The sequence below is a fragment of the Phaeobacter sp. PT47_59 genome (genome assembly GCF_028890025.1).
Lineage (GTDB): Bacteria > Pseudomonadota > Alphaproteobacteria > Rhodobacterales > Rhodobacteraceae > Phycobacter.
Map to the genome: position 1 here is coordinate 43128 of NZ_JARCJL010000010.1, position 17607 is coordinate 60734.

The window sequence follows — 17607 nt, forward strand, 5'->3', positions numbered from 1 at the left end:
GAGGTCCGCAGCGCACCGGGCCGCTCCCGCCCGGGCTTGGGCGCATCAAAGATGCCCCGCGCCCCGTTGGGCCCAGCGCGCCTTGCGGCGCGCATCCGCCTGTTGCCAGCCCCCGTTGCGTTGTTTCGCGCGCGAAACAGCCTATCCAATCCTTTCGCTCCCGCGCCTGAATGGCAACGCCCCAAGGGACAAGCGCAGGGGCCAATGTGCAAAAGAGCGCGCTTGCGGCACTGGACCTTGCCGGAAGAGGCTCCTAGGGTCCGAGGCAAGCAAGACAGATCGAAAGGCTCCGACCCATGGCAATTGGCAGCACCATCCACACCTATTTCAACGGTCAGTGGCACGCGGGCGACGTGCCGATCATGACGGCCGCCGATCACGCCGCCTGGCTGGGATCCTCGGTCTTTGACGGGGCGCGGCTGTTCGAAGGGATGACCCCCGATCTGGATCTCCATTGTGCGCGCGCCAACGCCTCGGCCACGGCGCTGATGATGAAGCCCACGGTCACTGCGGCCGACATGGTGGAGATCGCCCGCGAGGGGCTGAAACGTTTTTCGCCTGGCGCGGCCGTCTATATCCGCCCGATGTACTGGGCCACCGAGGGCGACGCGACGATGCTTGCGCCAGAGCCGGAAAGCACCAAGTTCGCGCTCTGCCTGGAAGAAATCGCCATGGCCCCGGCAGAGGCCAGCGCCACCCTGACCCGCACCCAATTCCGCCGCCCGGTGCTGGAAAACGCCGTGGTCAACGCCAAGGCCGGCTGCCTTTACCCCAACAATGGTCGCATGCTGCGCGAGGCGCGCGCCAAGGGGTTCACCAACGCATTGGTGCAGGATGCCATGGGCAATGTGGCCGAAACCGCGACCGCCAATGTCTTCATGGTGCGCGATGGCGAGGTCTTCACCCCCATTGCCAATGGCACCTTCCTGGCCGGGATCACCCGCGCCCGCCACATCAAGAACCTCAAGGCGGACGGGGTGACCGTGCATGAGACCGTGCTGACCTTCAAGGATTTCGAGGAGGCCGACGAGGTCTTCATGTCCGGCAACATGAGCAAGGTCACCCCGGTCACTGCATTCGACGACCGCCAGTACCAGATCGGCCCCATGGCCCGCCGCGTGCGCGAGATGTACTGGGACTGGTCCGCCAGCCATGGATGAAACGCTTGGGTAAGGGGCACCAAAGCCTGCTGACCCTGGCCGTCGGCGGGTTCGGCGCCCTGGTCGCCTCGCTTCTTCACATGCCCATGGCGCTGCTGGCCGGACCTGCCATCGCGGTATCCCTGGCCGGTCTGTGGGGCGCCCCCATGGATATTGCACGCCGGATCCGGAATGCGGCCTTCCTGGTGATGGGGATCAGCATCGGATCCATGGTCAGCCCCGAAAGCATCGCGGCCATGATGCGCTGGCCGGTGGCCTTTGGCCTGCTGGCGGCGGTGACCATCCTCACGCCCTTTGCGGGGCGCAGCCTGGTGCCGCGCCTGCTGCCCTTTGACCGGCACGAATCCTTTCTGGCCGCCGCGCCCGGCCATCTGGGGCTGGTCATTGCCCTGGCCGACAGCCTGTCGCTGTCGCTGTCGCGCCCGATCATCCTCGCCTCGATCCGGCTGATGACCCTGACCTTGCTGGTGCCGCTGGGCGCCACCCTGGCCGGTATGGAGGTGGGCTTTGGCCTGCCGGGCGGCAACGCGGTCACCCCCTGGGGTTGGATCGCCCTGCAGCTGGCCACGGCGCTGGCGCTGTCTCCGGTGCTGGCGCGGCTGAAACTCCCGGCACCGACGCTGTTTGCAGGCATTTCCGTGGCCGCCACGGCCCACCTTGGCGGCTGGACGGGCGGCAGCCTGCCGGATTGGACCGCACAGGGCGCCCTGGTACTGATGGGCAGCCTGATTGGCACGCGCTTCAGCGGCATGGCCTGGGGAGAGCTGCGCGACAGCCTGCTGGCCGGCGGCGTGATCGTGCTGTTGACCTGTGGTCTGGCGGGGGCCTTGGCCCTGCCTGCCGCCTACCTGTCAGGACTGCCGCTGCTGGATGTGCTGCTGGGGTTTTCCCCGGGCGGGCTGGAAACCATGATCATTCTGGGCGCGGCCCTGGGCGCCGATCCGGCCTTCGTGGCGGCGGCGCATCTGTTCCGGCTTCTGGTGCTGGCCCTGGTGCTGATGCTGTACGCAAGCCTCGTGGCGCGCAGCGCCCGCAAGCACGGCGATGGACAGGGGGATGAACAGGCAAAAGGACAGGGGGATGGACAGGGGCCGGTCCCTCGGGCAGATTGATCGCGATTGTGGAGGGTATAGATGCGCAAATTCCTGGTTGTGCTTGATGACAGTCGCGAATGCCTGAACGCCATGCGCTTTGCCGCCATGCGCGCGGCCAGCACCGGTGGCGGCGTCGCGATCCTGTCTGTCATTCCGCCTGACGAGTTCAACCACTGGATCGGCGTCGGCGAGGTCATGCGCGAAGAGGCGCGCGAACGCATCCACGCCCATTTCGAGGTTTTCGCCAAATGGATGCGCGACCGCCAGGGGGTGGACCCCGAGCTGATCATCCGCGAAGGCGATCCTGTCCCCGAAATTCTGGCCCAGATCGAGGCGGATCCGGAAATCGGCGTCCTGGTGCTGGGCGCAGGCACCGACCGCAAGGGGCCGGGGCCGCTGGTCAACCAGCTCAGCAAAACCTCGGGCAGCCTGCCGGTGCCGATCACCATCGTGCCGGGCGATCTGTCCAAGGACCGGCTGGAAGCGATCACCTGACCGCAGGCCGGATGCGGACCGCAGCAGGCGATCTTCCCAGATGCCCGACGCAATTTAGAACCATTCCAAACCTTGACTTATCGGCGCCTCGCGCGCATATCTGCCACAGACAAACGGAGGCCTCAGATGTTCATTCAGACCGAATCCACGCCGAACCCGGCGACGCTGAAATTCCTTCCGGGGCAGACCGTTCTGGAGGCAGGCACCGCTGATTTCGCCACCGCCGAAGCGGCCGAGGCCTCGCCGCTGGCCTCCCGCATCTTTGCGGTAAAGGGCGTGAACGGTGTCTTCTTCGGCAATGACTTCGTGACCGTGACCAAGGCGGACGACGTGGAGTGGGATCACATCAAGCCCGGCATCCTGGGCGCGGTGATGGAGCATTACCAGTCCGGCCAGCCGGTGATCAACGCGGGCGGCGAACAGGCCTCGGGCCATGCCGAACACACCGGCGAAGACGGTGAAGTGGTGAGCCAGATCAAGGAGCTGCTGGACAGCCGCGTGCGCCCTGCCGTGGCACAGGACGGCGGCGACATCACCTTCCACGGGTTCGAACGTGGCGTGGTTTACCTGCATATGCAAGGCGCCTGCGCGGGCTGCCCCTCCTCGACGCTGACCCTGAAGATGGGCATCGAGAACCTGCTGCGCCACTACATCCCGGAAGTGACCGAGGTGCGCCCCGTCGCCGTATAAGCGACCACAGCGGCTGTCGCTGTTTGAGCGACTTGAAAGGACGAAAGATGACCGCCGAACCGCTGGTTCTGGGATTTGACACATCGGCCGCGCATTGCGCGGCCGCTTTGCTGCGGGGCGACACCCTTGTGGCAGAGGCGCTGGAGCCGATGACGCGCGGCCAGGCCGAACGTCTGATGCCGCTGCTGGAAGAGGTGCTGGCGGTCGGCGGCGCGACCTGGGACGATCTGGATGCCATCGGCGTGGGCGTCGGCCCCGGTAATTTCACCGGTATCCGCATCGCGGTGTCCGCCGCGCGTGGCCTTGCGCTGGGGCTGGAAATTCCGGTGGTTGGCGTCGATGGGTTCGAGGCCCGCGCCGAGACAGGCAGCCTGGCTGCAATCCCCGCGCCGCGCGATCAGGTCTATGCCGCCCTACCGGGCGAAGCACCGCGTCTGATGCCCCGGCAGGAGGCCGAAGATGCCGCGCGCGGTGCCGGGCTCACCTTCGCGCCCGAGGCCAGCCCCGCAGGACTGGCCGCAATGATTGCGCGCATCGCCACCCAGCGCAAAGACGATGTGACAGCGCCTCCTGCCCCCCTGTATCTGAGGGCGGCCGATGCGGCCCCGTCCCGCGATGTGCCACCTGCGCTGATCGATGGCTAGCGCCCCCACCCCGGATGATATGGCCGCGACCCACAGGGTGGCCTTTACCCAATCCCGCCCCTGGAGCACCGGGGAATTCACCGCGCTCCTGGACAGCCCGCTGACATTTGCCATCGGAGACGCGCGCTGTTTCGCACTGGTGCGCGTGATCGCCGATGAAGCGGAACTGCTGACCATCGCCACCCACCCCGATCACCAGCGACAGGGTCTGGCCCGGCAGGTGATGAAGGATTGGCAAGCACAAGCCCGGACCCGCGGCGCAGATCAGGCCTTTCTGGAAGTCGCTGCCGACAACACCCCGGCGCAGGCCCTTTACCAGAGCAGCGGATTCGCGACCTGCGGCACAAGGCCCGGCTATTACCCCCGCTCGGGCGCCGCGCCTGTCGATGCCGTGCTCATGAAACGCAGCTTACGCTAGGCCACCCACGCGATTTCCCACCAAAGGGTCAAAAAGCGGTTGACCCTGTCCCAAAGCTGCAGGCTAAATTGTCGCACCTAGAACCTGTGCCCGGACACTCTATTTTACCGGGTGGCCGGACACCGGCTGTAACAATTAATAACGACTTGGGAGTATCCACATGAGCCTGATGAAATCCCTGATGGGCGCATCGGCCGCGCTTGCCCTGACCGCTGGCGCCGCATTGGCGGAACCTGCGCTGATCTTTGACCTTGGCGGCAAGTTCGACAAATCCTTCAACGAGGCGGCCTTCAATGGTGCCAAACGCTGGTCCGAGGAAACCGGCAACAGCTTCCGCGAGATCGAGCTGCAGTCCGAAGCCCAGCGCGAGCAGGCGCTGCGCCGCTTTGCCGAGGCCGGCTCCAACCCGATCGTGATGGCCGGCTTTGCCTTTGCCGACGCGCTGGGTCAGGTGGCAGCCGATTACCCGGACACCAAGTTCACCATCATCGACATGGTTGTCGACCAGCCCAACGTGCGCTCGGTCGTCTTCAACGAGCATGAAGGCTCCTACCTGGTGGGCATGATGGCGGCAGAGGCGTCGAAATCCGGCACCGTCGGCTTCATCGGCGGCATGGACATTCCGCTCATCCGCAAATTCGCCTGCGGCTATGCCCAGGGCGTGCTGGCGGCCAACCCCGACGCCAAGGTCATCGCCAATATGACCGGCACCACCCCGGCGGCCTGGAACGACCCGGTGAAGGGCTCCGAGCTGACCAAGGCGCAGATCAGCCAGGGCGCTGACGTGGTCTATGCCGCGGCGGGCGGCACCGGTGTGGGCGTTCTGCAGACGGCGGCGGATGAGGACATCCTGTCGATCGGCGTGGACAGCAACCAGAACCACCTGCATCCGGGCAAGGTCCTGACCTCGATGATGAAACGCGTGGACAATGCCGTCTACAGCGCCTTCACCGACGGTCCCGACATGGAAACCGGTTTCTCGGTCATGGGTCTGGCCAATGGCGGCGTCGGCTATGCGCTGGACGACAACAACGCGCCGCTGGTCTCGGACGAGATGAAAGCCATGGTGGATGCGGCTGCGGCCAAGATCGCCTCGGGCGAGCTGAAGGTGCATGACTACATGTCCGACGACAGCTGCCCGGCCCTGTCGTTCTGATCGGCTGAGACCCCGGCCCAGCATGCAACGTTGGACCGGCGTTCGCTTTGCCCGGAGGCGGCCCGCAATCGCTGCCTCCGGGTTTGCTTTATCCGCCCTGACCGGCAGCAGAGGCTGCCGATACCGTGGAGGCCCCACCCACGAGGCTGCATCCACGAGACAGTTGAGGAGCCAGAATGACGGCACCAGCGATTGAACTCAAAGGCATCTCCAAGGCCTTTGGCCCGGTCCAGGCAAACAAGGACATCTCCATCAGCGTCGCCCCCGGCACGATCCACGGGATCATCGGTGAAAACGGCGCGGGCAAATCCACGCTGATGAGCATTCTTTACGGATTTTACAAGGCCGACAGCGGCGAGATCTGGATCAACGGACAACGGACCGAGATCCCCGACAGCCAGGCCGCCATTGCCGCCGGGATCGGCATGGTGTTCCAGCATTTCAAGCTGGTTGAGAATTTCACCGTGCTGGAAAACATCGTGCTGGGCGCCGAGGACAGCGGCCTCCTGACGCCCTCTCTGCGCCGCGCCCGCAAAGAGCTGAAGGCGCTGGAGGAGGAGTACGAGCTTTTCGTCGATCCGGACAAGCGTATCGACGAGATCGGCGTCGGCATGCAGCAGCGGGTCGAGATCCTGAAGGCGCTGTACCGCAAGGCCGAGATCCTGATCCTGGATGAGCCCACGGGCGTTCTGACCCCGGCGGAGGCCGACCAGCTGTTCCGCATCCTGGACCGGCTGCGCGCCGAAGGAAAGACCATCATCCTGATCACCCACAAGCTGCGCGAGATCATGGAGGCAACGGATACGGTCAGCGTCATGCGCCGGGGCGAGATGACCGCGACCGTCAAGACCTCCGAGACCAACCCCGAACACCTGGCCGAGCTGATGGTGGGCCGCAAGGTGCTGTTGCGCGTCGACAAGGTGCCCGCCCAGCCCGGCAAGCCGATCCTGGAGGTCGAGAACCTGCGTGTCGTGGACGAGGCTGGCGTTGAGCGCGTCAAGGGCATCGACCTCAACGTGCGCGCCGGAGAGATCCTCGGCATCGCGGGGGTTGCAGGCAACGGACAGTCGGAACTCTTGGAAGTGTTGGGCGGCATGCGCCCCGGCACCGGAACGGTCCGCCTGAATGGCCAGCCCCTGCCCCTGACGGGTGTCGGATCGGACGGGCGCGCGCGCCGCGCCGCCCATGTGGCCCATGTGCCCGAGGACCGCCAGCGCGAAGGGCTGATCATGGACTTCCACGCCTGGGAAAACGTTGCCTTCGGCTATCACCACGCGCCGGAATACCAGCGCGGCCTGTTGATGGACAACGCCGCCCTGCGCGCCGACACAGCTGCCAAGATGGAGAAATTCGACGTCCGCCCCCCCGATCCCTGGCTGGCGGCAAAGAATTTCTCGGGCGGCAACCAGCAGAAGATCGTCGTTGCCCGCGAGATCGAGCGCAATCCCGACCTCTTGCTGGTCGGCCAGCCCACCCGTGGTGTGGACATTGGCGCCATCGAATTCATTCACAAGCAGATCGTGGCCCTGCGCGATCAGGGCAAGGCGATCCTGCTGGTCTCGGTCGAGCTGGAAGAGATCCTGTCGCTCTCGGACCGGGTCGCGGTGATGTTTGACGGCATGATCATGGGCGAACGCGCCGCCAATGAGACCGATGAAAAGGAACTGGGCCTGTTGATGGCCGGTGTCGCGGGGGAGGCCGCGTAGATGGACAAGATGCCGAAATGGGCCGATGTGGTCCTGATCCCGCTGATCAGCCTGGTGCTGGCGGCGATCCTCTCTGCCCTGGTGATCCTCGCCATTGGCGAAGACCCGGTTGCTGCGGTCAAGATGATGGTGACCGGTGCCTTGGGCTCCACCTATGGCTGGGGCTATACGCTGTATTATGCGACGAATTTCCTGTTCACGGGGCTTGCCGTGGCAGTGGCCTTCCATGCCCGCATGTTCAACATCGGCGGCGAAGGTCAGGCCATGCTCGGCGGGCTTGGCGTCGCCCTTGTCTGTCTCTACATCCCCTGGCCGCACTGGTCGGTGGCGCTGATCTTTGCCGCCCTGGGTGCCGCCCTGTTCGGGGCTGCCTGGGCCGCCATCCCGGCCTATCTGCAGGCCAAGCGCGGCAGCCATATCGTGATCACCACCATCATGTTCAACTTCATCGCCGCCGCGGTGCTGAACTACGTGCTGGTCAATGTGCTGAAACCCGCAGGCGCCATGGATCCGGCCACCGCGCGGTTTGTCGAAACGGTACACCTGCCCAGCCTGCATGAGCTGCTCGCGCCCTTCGGGATCAATTTCTCGAAATCCGCACCGGCCAACGTCAGCCTGCTGGTCGCCGTCGCCGCCTGTTTCGCCGTCTGGCTGCTGATCTGGCGTACGCGGTTGGGCTATGAGATCCGCGCCTATGGCCATTCGGAATCGGGTGCGCTCTATGCCGGGATCTCTCCGGTGAAGATCACCATGATCGCCATGCTGATATCGGGCGGTCTTGCCGGCATGATGGCGATCAACAACGTCATGGGCGAGGCCGAGCGCCTGGTGCTCAATTCCACCGAGGGCGCCGGCTTCATCGGCATCGCCGTGGCCCTGATGGGCCGCAGCCATCCATTTGGCGTCTTCCTTGCCGCGATCCTCTTTGGCTTCCTCTATCAGGGCGGGGCGGAACTGGCGCTCTGGACCTCGATCCCGCGCGAATTGATCGTGGTGATCCAGGCGCTGGTGATCCTCTTTACTGGCGCGCTCGACAATATGGTGCGGATGCCGCTTGAAAAACTCTTCCTTGCGCTGCGGAAGGAGAAAGCCTGATGGAAAAGTCTCCCAAAAGAGGCTGGCGAACAATTGCTAGCCGGATCTCCGGGTTCTCCACTCCACTTGGCGGGATGCAATGGACACCCCCCGCTGACGAACGGCAGGCTGCAAGAGAACTGGTTGCCCAACTTGAACATCATAGGGCACTGTACGTTCACCATGAGGCGGAGATCCCCGATCATTGTGTGCAAAGCATCGTCAAACTTAGAGAAAAGATTTCGGGGTTCATTCCTAAATTCACCGAAGAGTCAGACGCAGAAATTGCTTGCAGACGTATGCGAGCGGCCTGTTCTGAATTTCTGATTGCTGTGGATAGAACCGATGTTCGTAAATTCGGATTTGAAAACGGACACTATGCATCATGGATATTTCTCCCAGCACTTGGCGTGCTTCGAGCGCGCGTTGGTGAGGAGCTGGCGGTAGTTGCCTCCAAATACGGAATTGATGTCGAAGACGGTCTATCTTCAATACTCCCGCCAAGCGTAGAGAGACTGGAGGATATTAAATAATGGATGCCCTGACGATCATCCAGGTGCTGGACAGCACCATCCGTCTGGCGACGCCGCTCCTGCTGGCCTGTCTCGCGGGGCTCTATTCGGAACGCGCGGGCATTTTCGATATCGGGCTTGAGGGCAAGATGCTGATGGCGGCCTTCTTCTCCGCCGCCGTGGCCGCGCTGACGGGCAATGTCTGGCTGGGGCTGCTGTCGGGCATCGCCTCCTCGCTGGTGCTGGCGGGGCTGCATGGTGTGGCCTCGATCACCTTCCGTGGCAATCAGCTGATCTCGGGCGTGGCCATCAATTTCCTCGCGGCAGGCATGACCGTGCTGATCGCCCAGGACTGGTTCCAGCAGGGCGGGCGCACGCCCTCGCTCTTGGCCGAAGGGCGCTTTGGCGGGATCGAACTGCCCTTTGCCATCGGGCCCAGCGATGCCGAGGCTTCGGGCCGCCCTCTCTCCGAGCTGATCGCCGAGGCAGGCATGATCCAGCAGATCTATTCCGAGCTGCTCTCGGGCCATTCGATCCTGGTTTATGCCGCCTTCCTCTCTGTGCCGCTCACCTGGTGGGTGCTGTTTCGCACCCGGTTCGGCCTGCGCCTGCGTGCAGTGGGGGAAAACCCGGCTGCGGTGGATACCGCCGGTGTTTCGGTCGTGGGCTTGCGCTTTGCTGCGGTCGCGATCTGCGGGTTGTTGTGTGGCATCGCGGGCGCCTACCTGGCAACCGCCCTGCAGGCGGGCTTCGTCAAGGACATGACCGCAGGGCGCGGCTTCATCGCTCTGGCGGCACTGATCTTTGCCAAGTGGCGCCCCTGGCACGCGATGGGGGCCTGCCTGTTGTTCGGTCTGTTGCAGGCGGTGGCTTTGCGGTTCCAGAACATCGAACTGGGCAGCGTGACCATCCCGGTGCAGATGATGGACGCCCTGCCCTATATCCTGACCGTGGTGATCCTGGCCGGTTTCGTCGGCAAGGCGATCCCGCCGCGCGCCGGCGGCGAGCCTTACGTGAAAGAGCGCTAAGGCCTTCCGGCCCTGTCCACTCCACGCAACCGCCCGGCGCCAAACCGGGCGGTTTTTCCATGGGTGCTGCCGCGCTGCGCGTCAGCGCAGCGCCAGGCCCAAGCCCGCCAAGGGGGCTCTGGCACCGCCAGGGCCACCTGCGGGCGCGGGAGCCTTGCCCTTTCGCGCTCCCTCATCTGCAGCTGTCGCCATAGGTCCAGATTGATCCGGAATATCGATCCTCTATGCTGCGGGGCGGCATCGCCAGTTGATTTTGCCGCGGCAAAGCGCTCTAACTGATTCATGCAGATCTACCTTCCCATCGCCGAGGTTTCGGTCAACGCCTTCCTGCTTCTGGGACTCGGGGGCATGGTAGGCATTCTGTCCGGCATGTTCGGCGTCGGCGGCGGCTTTCTGATGACGCCCTTGCTGTTCTTCATCGGCATCCCCCCAGCCGTGGCCGTCGCGACCGAGGCAAACCAGATCGTCGCCTCCTCCTTCTCCGGCGTACTCGCCCATTTCCGAAGGCGCACCGTCGACATCAAGATGGGGCTTGTCTTGCAGGCGGGCGGGTTGATCGGCGCGGCCCTTGGTGTCGTGGTCTTCAACCACCTGAAACAGCTCGGCCAGGTCGATCTTCTGGTCAAGCTCTGCTACGTGGTCTTCCTTGGTGTCGTCGGCGGGCTGATGTTCGTCGAAAGCCTCAATGCCCTGCGCAAATCCCGCAAACCGGGCGGCGCACCGGTGCGGCGCCAGCGCGGCTGGGTCCATGCGCTGCCCTTCAAGATGCGCTTTCGCACCTCCGGCCTTTATATCTCGGTGATCCCGCCGATCATGGTCGGAGTCGCGGTCGGCATCCTCGCTGCAATCATGGGCGTTGGCGGCGGTTTCATCATGGTTCCGGCAATGATCTACATTCTCGGAATGCCGACCAAGGTCGTGGTCGGCACCTCGCTGTTCCAGATCATCCTTGTGACCGGTTTCACCACCATGCTGCATGCCACCACCAACTACACGGTGGATATCGTGCTGGCCGTGCTCCTGCTGGTGGGCGGCGTCATCGGCGCCCAGATCGGCACCCGCATCGGCACCTATCTCAAGGCCGAACAGCTGCGCATCCTTCTGGCCATCATGGTGCTGGCGGTCTGCGGCAAGCTGGGCCTGGATCTTCTCATCATGCCGGACGAGCTGTTCTCGCTCGGCGTGGCAGGAGGGCATTGATGCGCCGTCTGCTTCCCCTCCTGCTCTGCACCCTGCTCGGCGCAACATCCCTCCCCGCCGCCGACGCGCGCGAAGAGGTCGTCCTTGGCCTCAGCCAGAACCGGGTCGCGATCACCGCAGATTTCGATGGCTCCGAGATCCTCGTCTTCGGCGCGGTGAAACGCGAGACACCCATTCCCGACAGTGCGCCGCTGGAGGTGGTGGTGACCGTCTCCGGCCCCTCTTCCCCCGTCACCGTGCGCCGTAAGGAAAAGAAGCTCGGCATCTGGGTCAATGCCGACAGCGTGCTGGTGGACTCAGCCCCCAGCTTCTACGCGGTCGCCACCAGCGGCCCCTTTGATGCCGTACTCAGCGATACCGAGGACCTGCGCCACCGGGTGTCCGTCGAACGTGCGATCCGCTCGGTCGGGGCGGCGATGAACATCCGCGACGCCCAGGAGTTTGCCGATGCCGTGGTGCGGATCCGCCAGGACGAAGGGCTCTATTCCCTGCGCCCCGAAACCGTCAGCGTGGATCAGCAGACCCTGTTCCGCACCGCCATCGACATGCCCGCGAACCTGACCGAAGGCGCCTATACCACCCGCGTCCTGCTGACCCGTGGCGGCGAAGTGGTTTCGACCTATGAGACAGAGATCGACGTGCGCAAGGTCGGGCTGGAGCGGTTCCTCTATGCGCTGTCGCGCGAACAGCCCTTTATCTACGGCATCATGTCGCTGGTGATCGCCGTCCTCGCAGGCTGGGGCGCCTCGGCGGCCTTCCAGCTCTTGCGCGAACGATAGGCTTCGCGCCCTCTACTTTTGCACCAAGGCACCGCGCCCCGCGCGGTGCCGGGCCCAACGGGATGAGAGCTGCGCAAGCAGCTTGAAGACGGGCGGGAGTGCGCCGCCTTTCCAACCCAGTCCGCCCCCTCAGTCCGACCCTCAGCCGCGGCCGATATAGGGCATCTTGGTGGCCATCACCGTCATGAACTGCACGTTGGCCTCCAGCGGCAGATCCGCCATGTGAAAGACCGACCGTGCCGCATCCTCAACCGCGAAGGTCTGCATCGCCTCGCCTTCGGGGTTGGCCATGGAGTGACGATGGCTCAGATCCTCCACCATCGGCGTGCGCGCATTGCCGATATCGATCTGGCCGCAAGCGATGTCAAAGGGCCGCCCGTCCAGCGACAGGCTGCGGGTGAGGCCGGTGATCGCGGCCTTGGTCGCCGCATAGGGCACGGAGCCGGGGCGCGGCACATGGGCGGCGATGGATCCGTTGTTGATGATCCGCCCGCCCTGTGGCGACTGGTGCCGCATCTGGCGGAAGGCGGCCCGTGCCGCCAGGAACATGCCGGTGAGGTTCACATTCACCGCGGCGTGCCAGTCTTCCAGCGCGATCTCGTCAATGGTGCCGGGAGGCGTGAAAATGCCCGCATTGTTGAACAGCACATCCAGACGCCCCGCCTGCATGGCAAAGCTGTTCACCGCGTGATCCACCGCCGTGGCATCGGTCACATCGGCGGGCAGCACATAGGCGCGGTCATGGCCCAGCGCCACATCGGCCAGCTTGTCAGCCCGACGTGCGAGCAGGCCCACGGACCAGCCCTGGCTCAGGAACAGTTCCGCCACCGCCTTGCCAATGCCCGAGCTTGCGCCGGTGATCAGGATCGTCTTTCGGCTCATATCGTCGCCTCCTCCTCTGCCTCAAGTGTCAGGGCCGCCACCGGGGCGGCGCGCAGATCATCCACGCGCAGCGGCCCCGAAGGTTTGGCCAGCCGGTTGCGCACCACCCAGATCAGCCGCTCCTGCGCGCGGGTGATCGCCACATAGGCGAGCCGCTTCCACAGGGGCTGACCGGCCTCGACGCGGCCCATGCGGGCGGCGGCATAGATGTCCGGGGCAAAGACCTGCGCGGTTTCCCACTGCGACCCTTGCGCCTTGTGAATGGTCACCGCAGCCCCATGCAGGAAGGTCGCCCCCATGCGGGCGGCATAGGGGATAAACGGCTCTTCCTCGTCCGGTTTCTCGATCTTCACGATGGAGGCGGCCGAGACCTGCGGATCCTCGGCGCCCATCACGTGCAGGCGCGAGAAACCCGGTTTGCGGCCGGGGCCGAGGTAGATCACCTGCGCCCCCTTGATCAGACCGCGCGCCTCAAGGTCCAGCCGTTTCTTGCGGTGTTTCAGCGGCAGTTCGATGCCGTCGCAGATCAGCGGCTCGCCTTCGATCAGAGCGTCCTCGGGCGCGCCATGGACCGAGCGAAAGGCGTTGATCAGGCGGATGCGGGTCGCGTTGCGCCAGACCAGCACCGGAGAGCGCGCCATCAGGTCCACCTCCACCCGCTGCCCCCAGACCACGCGGGGGTCACGGCGGGCCACGTCCTCGACCATGCGTTCAAAGTCTTCAAATCCCAGCTGCGGGTCCGCCAGCGCATGGGCCAGATCCAGGATCGGGTTGTCCGCCTCCTGCCGGTGGATACGGTTCAAAACCAGCTTGCGCGACTCGGGCAGGCCGTCAAAGACCATGGCACCGGACTGGTTCACCGGCGCCAGCTGGGCCGGATCGCCAAACAGCAAAAGGGTCGGGAAAATCTCTTTCAGATCCTCGAACTGGCGGTCATCCAGCATCGAGGCCTCATCCACGAAACCGACGTCCAGGGGTTCTTCGCGGCGTTTCCAGCCGGTGATGAAATCCGAGCCGCGCAGGCCCGCGGCCGCCAGGGCACCGGGGATCGATTTGTTGCGCTCGTAGAAGGCGGCAGCGCGGGCCAGGGCCTCGGGCGTGAGACCCTCGATCTCGGGCTCATCGCCATTGCCCGCCAGCCATTCGGCGATGCGTTCGAATTCGGGGTCATAGACGGGGGTATAGAGGATCCGGTGGATCGTGGTTGCTGGCACGCCGCGCAATCGCAGCACGCTTGCGGCCTTGTTGGTGGGCGCCAGGATCGCCAGGGTCCGCTTGCCGCTTTTCTTGCGGCTTTCGTAATCGCCCGAGACCACCTCGACACCGGCCTGTTCCAGCGCCTTGTAGAGTTCGGCCAGAAGCAAAGTCTTGCCCGATCCCGCTTTGCCGATGACCGCCATGACTCCGGCGTCGCCACGTGGCGGATGCAACAAGCCATCGTCCAGATCCACCCCGGCCTGACGCAAAAGCTCGGCCACGCTGTCATAGGCGGAGGCCTGGTCATCGGAGAATTGGATAGGCGGCTGTGTCATGCCGCGACCCTACATCCCAAGGGTCGGCTGCACCAGCGGCAACCGACCCAGGAACAAGCAGGGATACTGATACAGGCGGGACCTCAGCCGGTCATCGCCATCGGTGTTACCGGGCCGGATTCGCCAAAGGCACGGTCGAACCACAGGCGCGACAGTTCCGGCGCAATCCCGGCGCGCTTGGCCACCACCTCGTAGCTTTCCGGCGTGAACTCCCACAGGCCGACACTGATCTGGTCGCGGCCTTCGCCTTCGCTGCCCAGGACCTCGGGGCTGGAGCCGATGGCACGATAGATCCGGATCATCCGCTTGTCGAAGACACCGACGAAATGGCGCACCCCGAAGTTGCGCATCAGCTCGCCGCCGCCCAGCATCAGGGCCCCGGCCACCTTGGACGGCGCATTGCGTGACAGGCAGAAGCGGGTGCATTCCCAGATCAGCGGGCTGACGACCGGGCAGTCGCCCGTCAGATGGCCGAAGATCTCGTTCACCATCACCCGCCCGGTGGTGGGCAGAAACCGCATGGAGCCACCGTGGCTGCCATCGGGCATCTCCCAGATCACATAGAGTGGATCCAGCGCGTCATACTGGTCGCGCTCCTCACCATTGGCATCCACATTGACCTCCCACCCCAACCGGGTGCGGAACTGGTCGGCACGATCCGTGAACATGGAGTGGGCCAGTTCCGGGTGTTTGTGAAGATCATGTCCGTAGATATAGCGCAGCATTTGCATTGTCCCCTTTAGCTTGAAATGCAGCACCAGACTACGCGTTTAGGTCAGCATGCCAAAGAGTTTAGATAAATTTTAGAGGCAAGAATCCGCTTATTTTTCAGTCGCTTAAACGACAATCAGGCCGCAGCTGAGCGCCCTCGCAATCGCATGCGTGGTGTTCAGCGCGCCAAGCTTAAAACGTGCACTTTCAATGTAGACACGCAAAGTATGTTCGGAAATTGACAAGGTTTGTGCGACCTGCGCACGACTGTAGCCAATGGCCAGCAGCGTCAGTGCATCAATTTCACGCGGCGATAGGGTTTGTGCTTTTTCTGGTCCGCGATCCGGTTCGAACTCCAGCGCCTTGCGGTTGAAGTAATGCGCCATGAGAATCAGTTCGCGGCTGTGGTCGTCGGTAAATTCAGCCCATTCTTCGTCCTCGCAGTTGTGATTTACGGTAAACAGCGCGAACTGGCCGTTGGGACCGCGAATCGGGATCGAGTACCCCTGATTCCCGACGCCATGCGCCAGTGCATCCTTGAGGAAAATGCGCGCTGATCTTGTGGACCAGTCCAGCCGCTTCCAATCGACCGGATGGAACCTCTGGTAGCAGCCGATGATGACCGGATCGGTGCGCAGGTAGCCCTGTTCGAGATAGCGCTGGACCCAGACATCGTCGTAGGTGCCGACGCCATATTGCTCGCCGGCGCTGTCGACCCAGTGATAGACGATATGATCGATCCCGAAGGCATCGCGCACGCGTTCGGTGATCTGTTGCAGACCCTCATGTGTCGTGGTGGCATCCAGATCCTCCAGAATGCCGTCCAGATCTACCTTCTTCGCCATAAGATCGCGCACCGTTGTCGTCAGTCTGAGGAGAAATCTCCGCATAAGCGACATCCCAAGCTGTATCCAGCTGGTCGCTCAGCCCCCTCAAACCTTTTGCAGCGGCAACCTCCCTCAGGTCAACGAGAACGTCCAAAATCCATTCATTTTCTCCCATTGCGGCCCCCTGAGGCTTTCCAAGTGATGACCGCATCGTAATTTCATAACAAAAACACGCATATTCGCGGGTTCATCTTCCCCCAAAATGGGGAGGCCCGCGCCCGTAACAGATTGAATTGTCTATATTTGATGTTTCAACACGAAAAAAGGAGCGAACCATTGGAAATGATTCGCTCCTTCAAATGTCACTGATTCGACCGTTGGTCGGCCGGGCTTATTTGCCCGCGTCGAGGACCTCGCCCAGGGTCCGCATGCCGGTTTTCGGCGCCTGCACCAGTACCGACATATTGCCCGGCAGGTGTTCGTTGCGCAGCATTTTCATGTGGGCTTCGGGCAGGTCGTTCCAGGTAAAGACCTCGGACATGCAGGGATCAAGGCGACGCTCGACCATCAGCTTGTTGGCCGCCGAAGCCTGCTTCAGGTGGGCAAAGTGCGAGCCCTGCAGACGCTTCTGGTGCATCCACATGTAACGCACGTCAAAGGTCAGGTTGTAGCCGGTGGTGCCGGCGCAGATCACGACCATGCCGCCCTTTTTCACCACGAAGGTCGAGACCGGGAAGGTGGATTCACCGGGGTGTTCGAAGACCATGTCCACGTTCACACCCTTGCCGGTGATGTCCCAGATCGCCTTGCCGAACTTGCGGGCTTCCTTGAACCACTCGTTGTATTCCGGGGTGTTCACCGTGGGCAGCTGGCCCCAGCAGTTGAAGTCCTTGCGGTTCAACACGCCCTTGGCGCCCAGGCCCATCACGAAGTCGCGCTTGCTCTCGTCCGAGATCACGCCAATGGCGTTGGCGCCGGCGGTGTTGATCAACTGGATCGCATAGGAACCGAGGCCACCGGAGGCGCCCCAGACCAGAACGTTCTGGCCCGGCTTCAGGTCATGCGGCTCGTGGCCGAACAGCATCCGGTAGGCGGTCGCCAGCGTCAGCGTGTAACAGGCGCTTTCTTCCCAGGTCAGGTGCTTGGGGCGCGGCATCAGCTGCTGAGCCTGCACATTGGTGAACTGCGCGAAGGAGCCATCGGGGGTCTCATAGCCCCAGATGCGCTGGCTGGGGGAGTACATCGGATCGCCACCGTTGCATTCCTCGTCGTCGCCATCGTCCTGGTTGCAGTGGACCACGACTTCGTCGCCCACTTTCCAGCGGGTCACCTTGGAGCCCACCGCCCAGACGATGCCCGCGGCATCGGAACCGGCGATGTGATAGGGGGCCTTGTGGCCGTCGAAGGGCGAGATCGGCTTGCCGAGGGAGGCCCAGACGCCGTTGTAGTTCACACCGGCGGCCATCACCAGCACCAGCACCTCGTGGCTGTCCAGCTCGGGCACGTCCACCACTTCCTCGACCATGGCGGTGTTCGGCTCGCCGTGGCGCTCCTTGCGGATGGTCCAGGCGTACATTTTCTTGGGGACGAAGCCCATCGGGGGGATTTCGCCCATCTCATAGAGATCCTTCTCGGGCGCCTCGTAGGACATAACGTCGGTCTGCGTGTCCAGAGCCATGATGGCCTCCTTCGTATGAAA

Annotated in this window: 18 protein-coding genes; 13 read left to right on the forward strand and 5 right to left on the reverse strand. The window is 63.7% G+C overall.

The features are described 5' to 3' along the window. Positions 1 to 296: 296 nt before the first annotated feature. The 13 genes from PXK01_RS11195 to PXK01_RS11255 all read left to right on the forward strand — a co-directional run bounded on the left by PXK01_RS11195 (position 297) and on the right by PXK01_RS11255 (position 11956). Positions 297 to 1160, forward strand: a complete 864-nt coding sequence (locus PXK01_RS11195; protein WP_274860077.1) for a branched-chain amino acid aminotransferase — start codon at positions 297 to 299, stop codon at positions 1158 to 1160. A 5-nt stretch (positions 1161 to 1165) separates the two neighbouring features. Next, the gene (locus PXK01_RS11200) at positions 1166 to 2272 is read left to right on the forward strand and encodes an AbrB family transcriptional regulator (protein WP_274860078.1); all 1107 of its coding nucleotides are present in this window, start codon (positions 1166 to 1168) and stop codon (positions 2270 to 2272) included. A 21-nt stretch (positions 2273 to 2293) separates the two neighbouring features. Beyond that, positions 2294 to 2749 carry a universal stress protein gene (locus PXK01_RS11205; protein ID WP_274860080.1) on the forward strand — a complete coding sequence of 152 codons (456 nt, stop codon included), beginning with the start codon at positions 2294 to 2296 and terminating at the stop codon, positions 2747 to 2749. A gap of 126 nt (positions 2750 to 2875) precedes the next feature. Further along, complete coding sequence (locus PXK01_RS11210) at positions 2876 to 3439, forward strand: NifU family protein (RefSeq protein WP_274847356.1); 564 nt, start codon at positions 2876 to 2878, stop codon at positions 3437 to 3439. A 47-nt stretch (positions 3440 to 3486) separates the two neighbouring features. Further along, positions 3487 to 4083: a tRNA (adenosine(37)-N6)-threonylcarbamoyltransferase complex dimerization subunit type 1 TsaB gene (tsaB, locus tag PXK01_RS11215; protein ID WP_274847355.1), complete on the forward strand. Its 597-nt coding sequence runs from the start codon at positions 3487 to 3489 to the stop codon at positions 4081 to 4083. Beyond that, entirely contained in the window at positions 4076 to 4501 is a 426-nt protein-coding gene (locus PXK01_RS11220) for a GNAT family N-acetyltransferase (RefSeq protein ID WP_274860082.1), read from the forward strand. Before tsaB ends, PXK01_RS11220 begins: the two co-directional genes overlap by 8 nt. A gap of 160 nt (positions 4502 to 4661) precedes the next feature. Continuing rightward, a complete protein-coding gene (locus tag PXK01_RS11225; protein ID WP_274847353.1) occupies positions 4662 to 5657 on the forward strand; it encodes a BMP family lipoprotein in 996 nt (331 codons plus the stop codon). Between the two features lie 176 nt (positions 5658 to 5833). Continuing rightward, the gene (locus PXK01_RS11230; protein ID WP_274860083.1) at positions 5834 to 7363 is read left to right on the forward strand and encodes an ABC transporter ATP-binding protein; all 1530 of its coding nucleotides are present in this window, start codon (positions 5834 to 5836) and stop codon (positions 7361 to 7363) included. Beyond that, complete coding sequence (locus PXK01_RS11235; protein WP_274860085.1) at positions 7364 to 8458, forward strand: ABC transporter permease; 1095 nt, start codon at positions 7364 to 7366, stop codon at positions 8456 to 8458. Beyond that, positions 8458 to 8970, forward strand: coding sequence for a DUF6650 family protein (locus PXK01_RS11240; RefSeq protein WP_274860086.1), 513 nt, complete (start codon positions 8458 to 8460; stop codon positions 8968 to 8970). The genes PXK01_RS11235 and PXK01_RS11240 overlap by 1 nt, the downstream gene beginning before the upstream one ends. After that, complete coding sequence (locus tag PXK01_RS11245) at positions 8970 to 9977, forward strand: ABC transporter permease (protein ID WP_274860088.1); 1008 nt, start codon at positions 8970 to 8972, stop codon at positions 9975 to 9977. Before PXK01_RS11240 ends, PXK01_RS11245 begins: the two co-directional genes overlap by 1 nt. Before the next feature lie 282 nt (positions 9978 to 10259). After that, positions 10260 to 11177 carry a sulfite exporter TauE/SafE family protein gene (locus PXK01_RS11250; RefSeq protein ID WP_274847349.1) on the forward strand — a complete coding sequence of 306 codons (918 nt, stop codon included), beginning with the start codon at positions 10260 to 10262 and terminating at the stop codon, positions 11175 to 11177. Then, positions 11177 to 11956, forward strand: a complete 780-nt coding sequence (locus PXK01_RS11255) for a TIGR02186 family protein (RefSeq protein WP_274860089.1) — start codon at positions 11177 to 11179, stop codon at positions 11954 to 11956. Before PXK01_RS11250 ends, PXK01_RS11255 begins: the two co-directional genes overlap by 1 nt. A 141-nt stretch (positions 11957 to 12097) precedes the next feature. Here PXK01_RS11255 and PXK01_RS11260 read toward each other — a convergent pair whose 3' ends face one another. The 5 genes from PXK01_RS11260 to ccrA all read right to left on the reverse strand — a co-directional run bounded on the left by PXK01_RS11260 (position 12098) and on the right by ccrA (position 17586). Next, positions 12098 to 12838: an SDR family oxidoreductase gene (locus tag PXK01_RS11260; protein WP_274860091.1), complete on the reverse strand. Its 741-nt coding sequence runs from the start codon at positions 12836 to 12838 to the stop codon at positions 12098 to 12100. After that, a complete protein-coding gene (locus tag PXK01_RS11265; RefSeq protein ID WP_274860093.1) occupies positions 12835 to 14370 on the reverse strand; it encodes an ATP-dependent DNA helicase in 1536 nt (511 codons plus the stop codon). The genes PXK01_RS11260 and PXK01_RS11265 overlap by 4 nt, the downstream gene beginning before the upstream one ends. A gap of 83 nt (positions 14371 to 14453) precedes the next feature. Next, on the reverse strand, positions 14454 to 15095 hold the full coding sequence (locus PXK01_RS11270) for an acyl-homoserine-lactone synthase (protein ID WP_274847345.1): 642 nt from the start codon (positions 15093 to 15095) through the stop codon (positions 14454 to 14456). Positions 15096 to 15206: 111 nt separating this feature from the next. Further along, the gene (locus PXK01_RS11275) at positions 15207 to 15926 is read right to left on the reverse strand and encodes a helix-turn-helix transcriptional regulator (protein WP_274847524.1); all 720 of its coding nucleotides are present in this window, start codon (positions 15924 to 15926) and stop codon (positions 15207 to 15209) included. A gap of 373 nt (positions 15927 to 16299) precedes the next feature. Beyond that, positions 16300 to 17586, reverse strand: a complete 1287-nt coding sequence (gene ccrA, locus PXK01_RS11280; protein ID WP_274860095.1) for a crotonyl-CoA carboxylase/reductase — start codon at positions 17584 to 17586, stop codon at positions 16300 to 16302. Positions 17587 to 17607 lie beyond the last annotated feature (21 nt).

Excerpts from the sequence above, each read along its gene's own strand:
- PXK01_RS11250 (WP_274847349.1), top strand. The coding sequence starts at position 10,260 with ATGCAGATCTACCTTCCCATCGCCGAGGTTTCGGTCAACGCCTTCCTG.
- tsaB (WP_274847355.1), top strand. The coding sequence starts at position 3,487 with ATGACCGCCGAACCGCTGGTTCTGGGATTTGACACATCGGCCGCGCAT.
- PXK01_RS11210 (WP_274847356.1), top strand. The coding sequence starts at position 2,876 with ATGTTCATTCAGACCGAATCCACGCCGAACCCGGCGACGCTGAAATTC.
- ccrA (WP_274860095.1), bottom strand. The coding sequence starts at position 17,586 with ATGGCTCTGGACACGCAGACCGACGTTATGTCCTACGAGGCGCCCGAG.
- PXK01_RS11235 (WP_274860085.1), top strand. The coding sequence starts at position 7,364 with ATGGACAAGATGCCGAAATGGGCCGATGTGGTCCTGATCCCGCTGATC.
- PXK01_RS11245 (WP_274860088.1), top strand. The coding sequence starts at position 8,970 with ATGGATGCCCTGACGATCATCCAGGTGCTGGACAGCACCATCCGTCTG.
- PXK01_RS11195 (WP_274860077.1), top strand. The coding sequence starts at position 297 with ATGGCAATTGGCAGCACCATCCACACCTATTTCAACGGTCAGTGGCAC.
- PXK01_RS11265 (WP_274860093.1), bottom strand. The coding sequence starts at position 14,370 with ATGACACAGCCGCCTATCCAATTCTCCGATGACCAGGCCTCCGCCTAT.
- PXK01_RS11275 (WP_274847524.1), bottom strand. The coding sequence starts at position 15,926 with ATGGCGAAGAAGGTAGATCTGGACGGCATTCTGGAGGATCTGGATGCC.
- PXK01_RS11220 (WP_274860082.1), top strand. The coding sequence starts at position 4,076 with ATGGCTAGCGCCCCCACCCCGGATGATATGGCCGCGACCCACAGGGTG.
- PXK01_RS11230 (WP_274860083.1), top strand. The coding sequence starts at position 5,834 with ATGACGGCACCAGCGATTGAACTCAAAGGCATCTCCAAGGCCTTTGGC.
- PXK01_RS11270 (WP_274847345.1), bottom strand. The coding sequence starts at position 15,095 with ATGCTGCGCTATATCTACGGACATGATCTTCACAAACACCCGGAACTG.
- PXK01_RS11225 (WP_274847353.1), top strand. The coding sequence starts at position 4,662 with ATGAGCCTGATGAAATCCCTGATGGGCGCATCGGCCGCGCTTGCCCTG.
- PXK01_RS11205 (WP_274860080.1), top strand. The coding sequence starts at position 2,294 with ATGCGCAAATTCCTGGTTGTGCTTGATGACAGTCGCGAATGCCTGAAC.
- PXK01_RS11255 (WP_274860089.1), top strand. The coding sequence starts at position 11,177 with ATGCGCCGTCTGCTTCCCCTCCTGCTCTGCACCCTGCTCGGCGCAACA.
- PXK01_RS11260 (WP_274860091.1), bottom strand. The coding sequence starts at position 12,838 with ATGAGCCGAAAGACGATCCTGATCACCGGCGCAAGCTCGGGCATTGGC.
- PXK01_RS11240 (WP_274860086.1), top strand. The coding sequence starts at position 8,458 with ATGGAAAAGTCTCCCAAAAGAGGCTGGCGAACAATTGCTAGCCGGATC.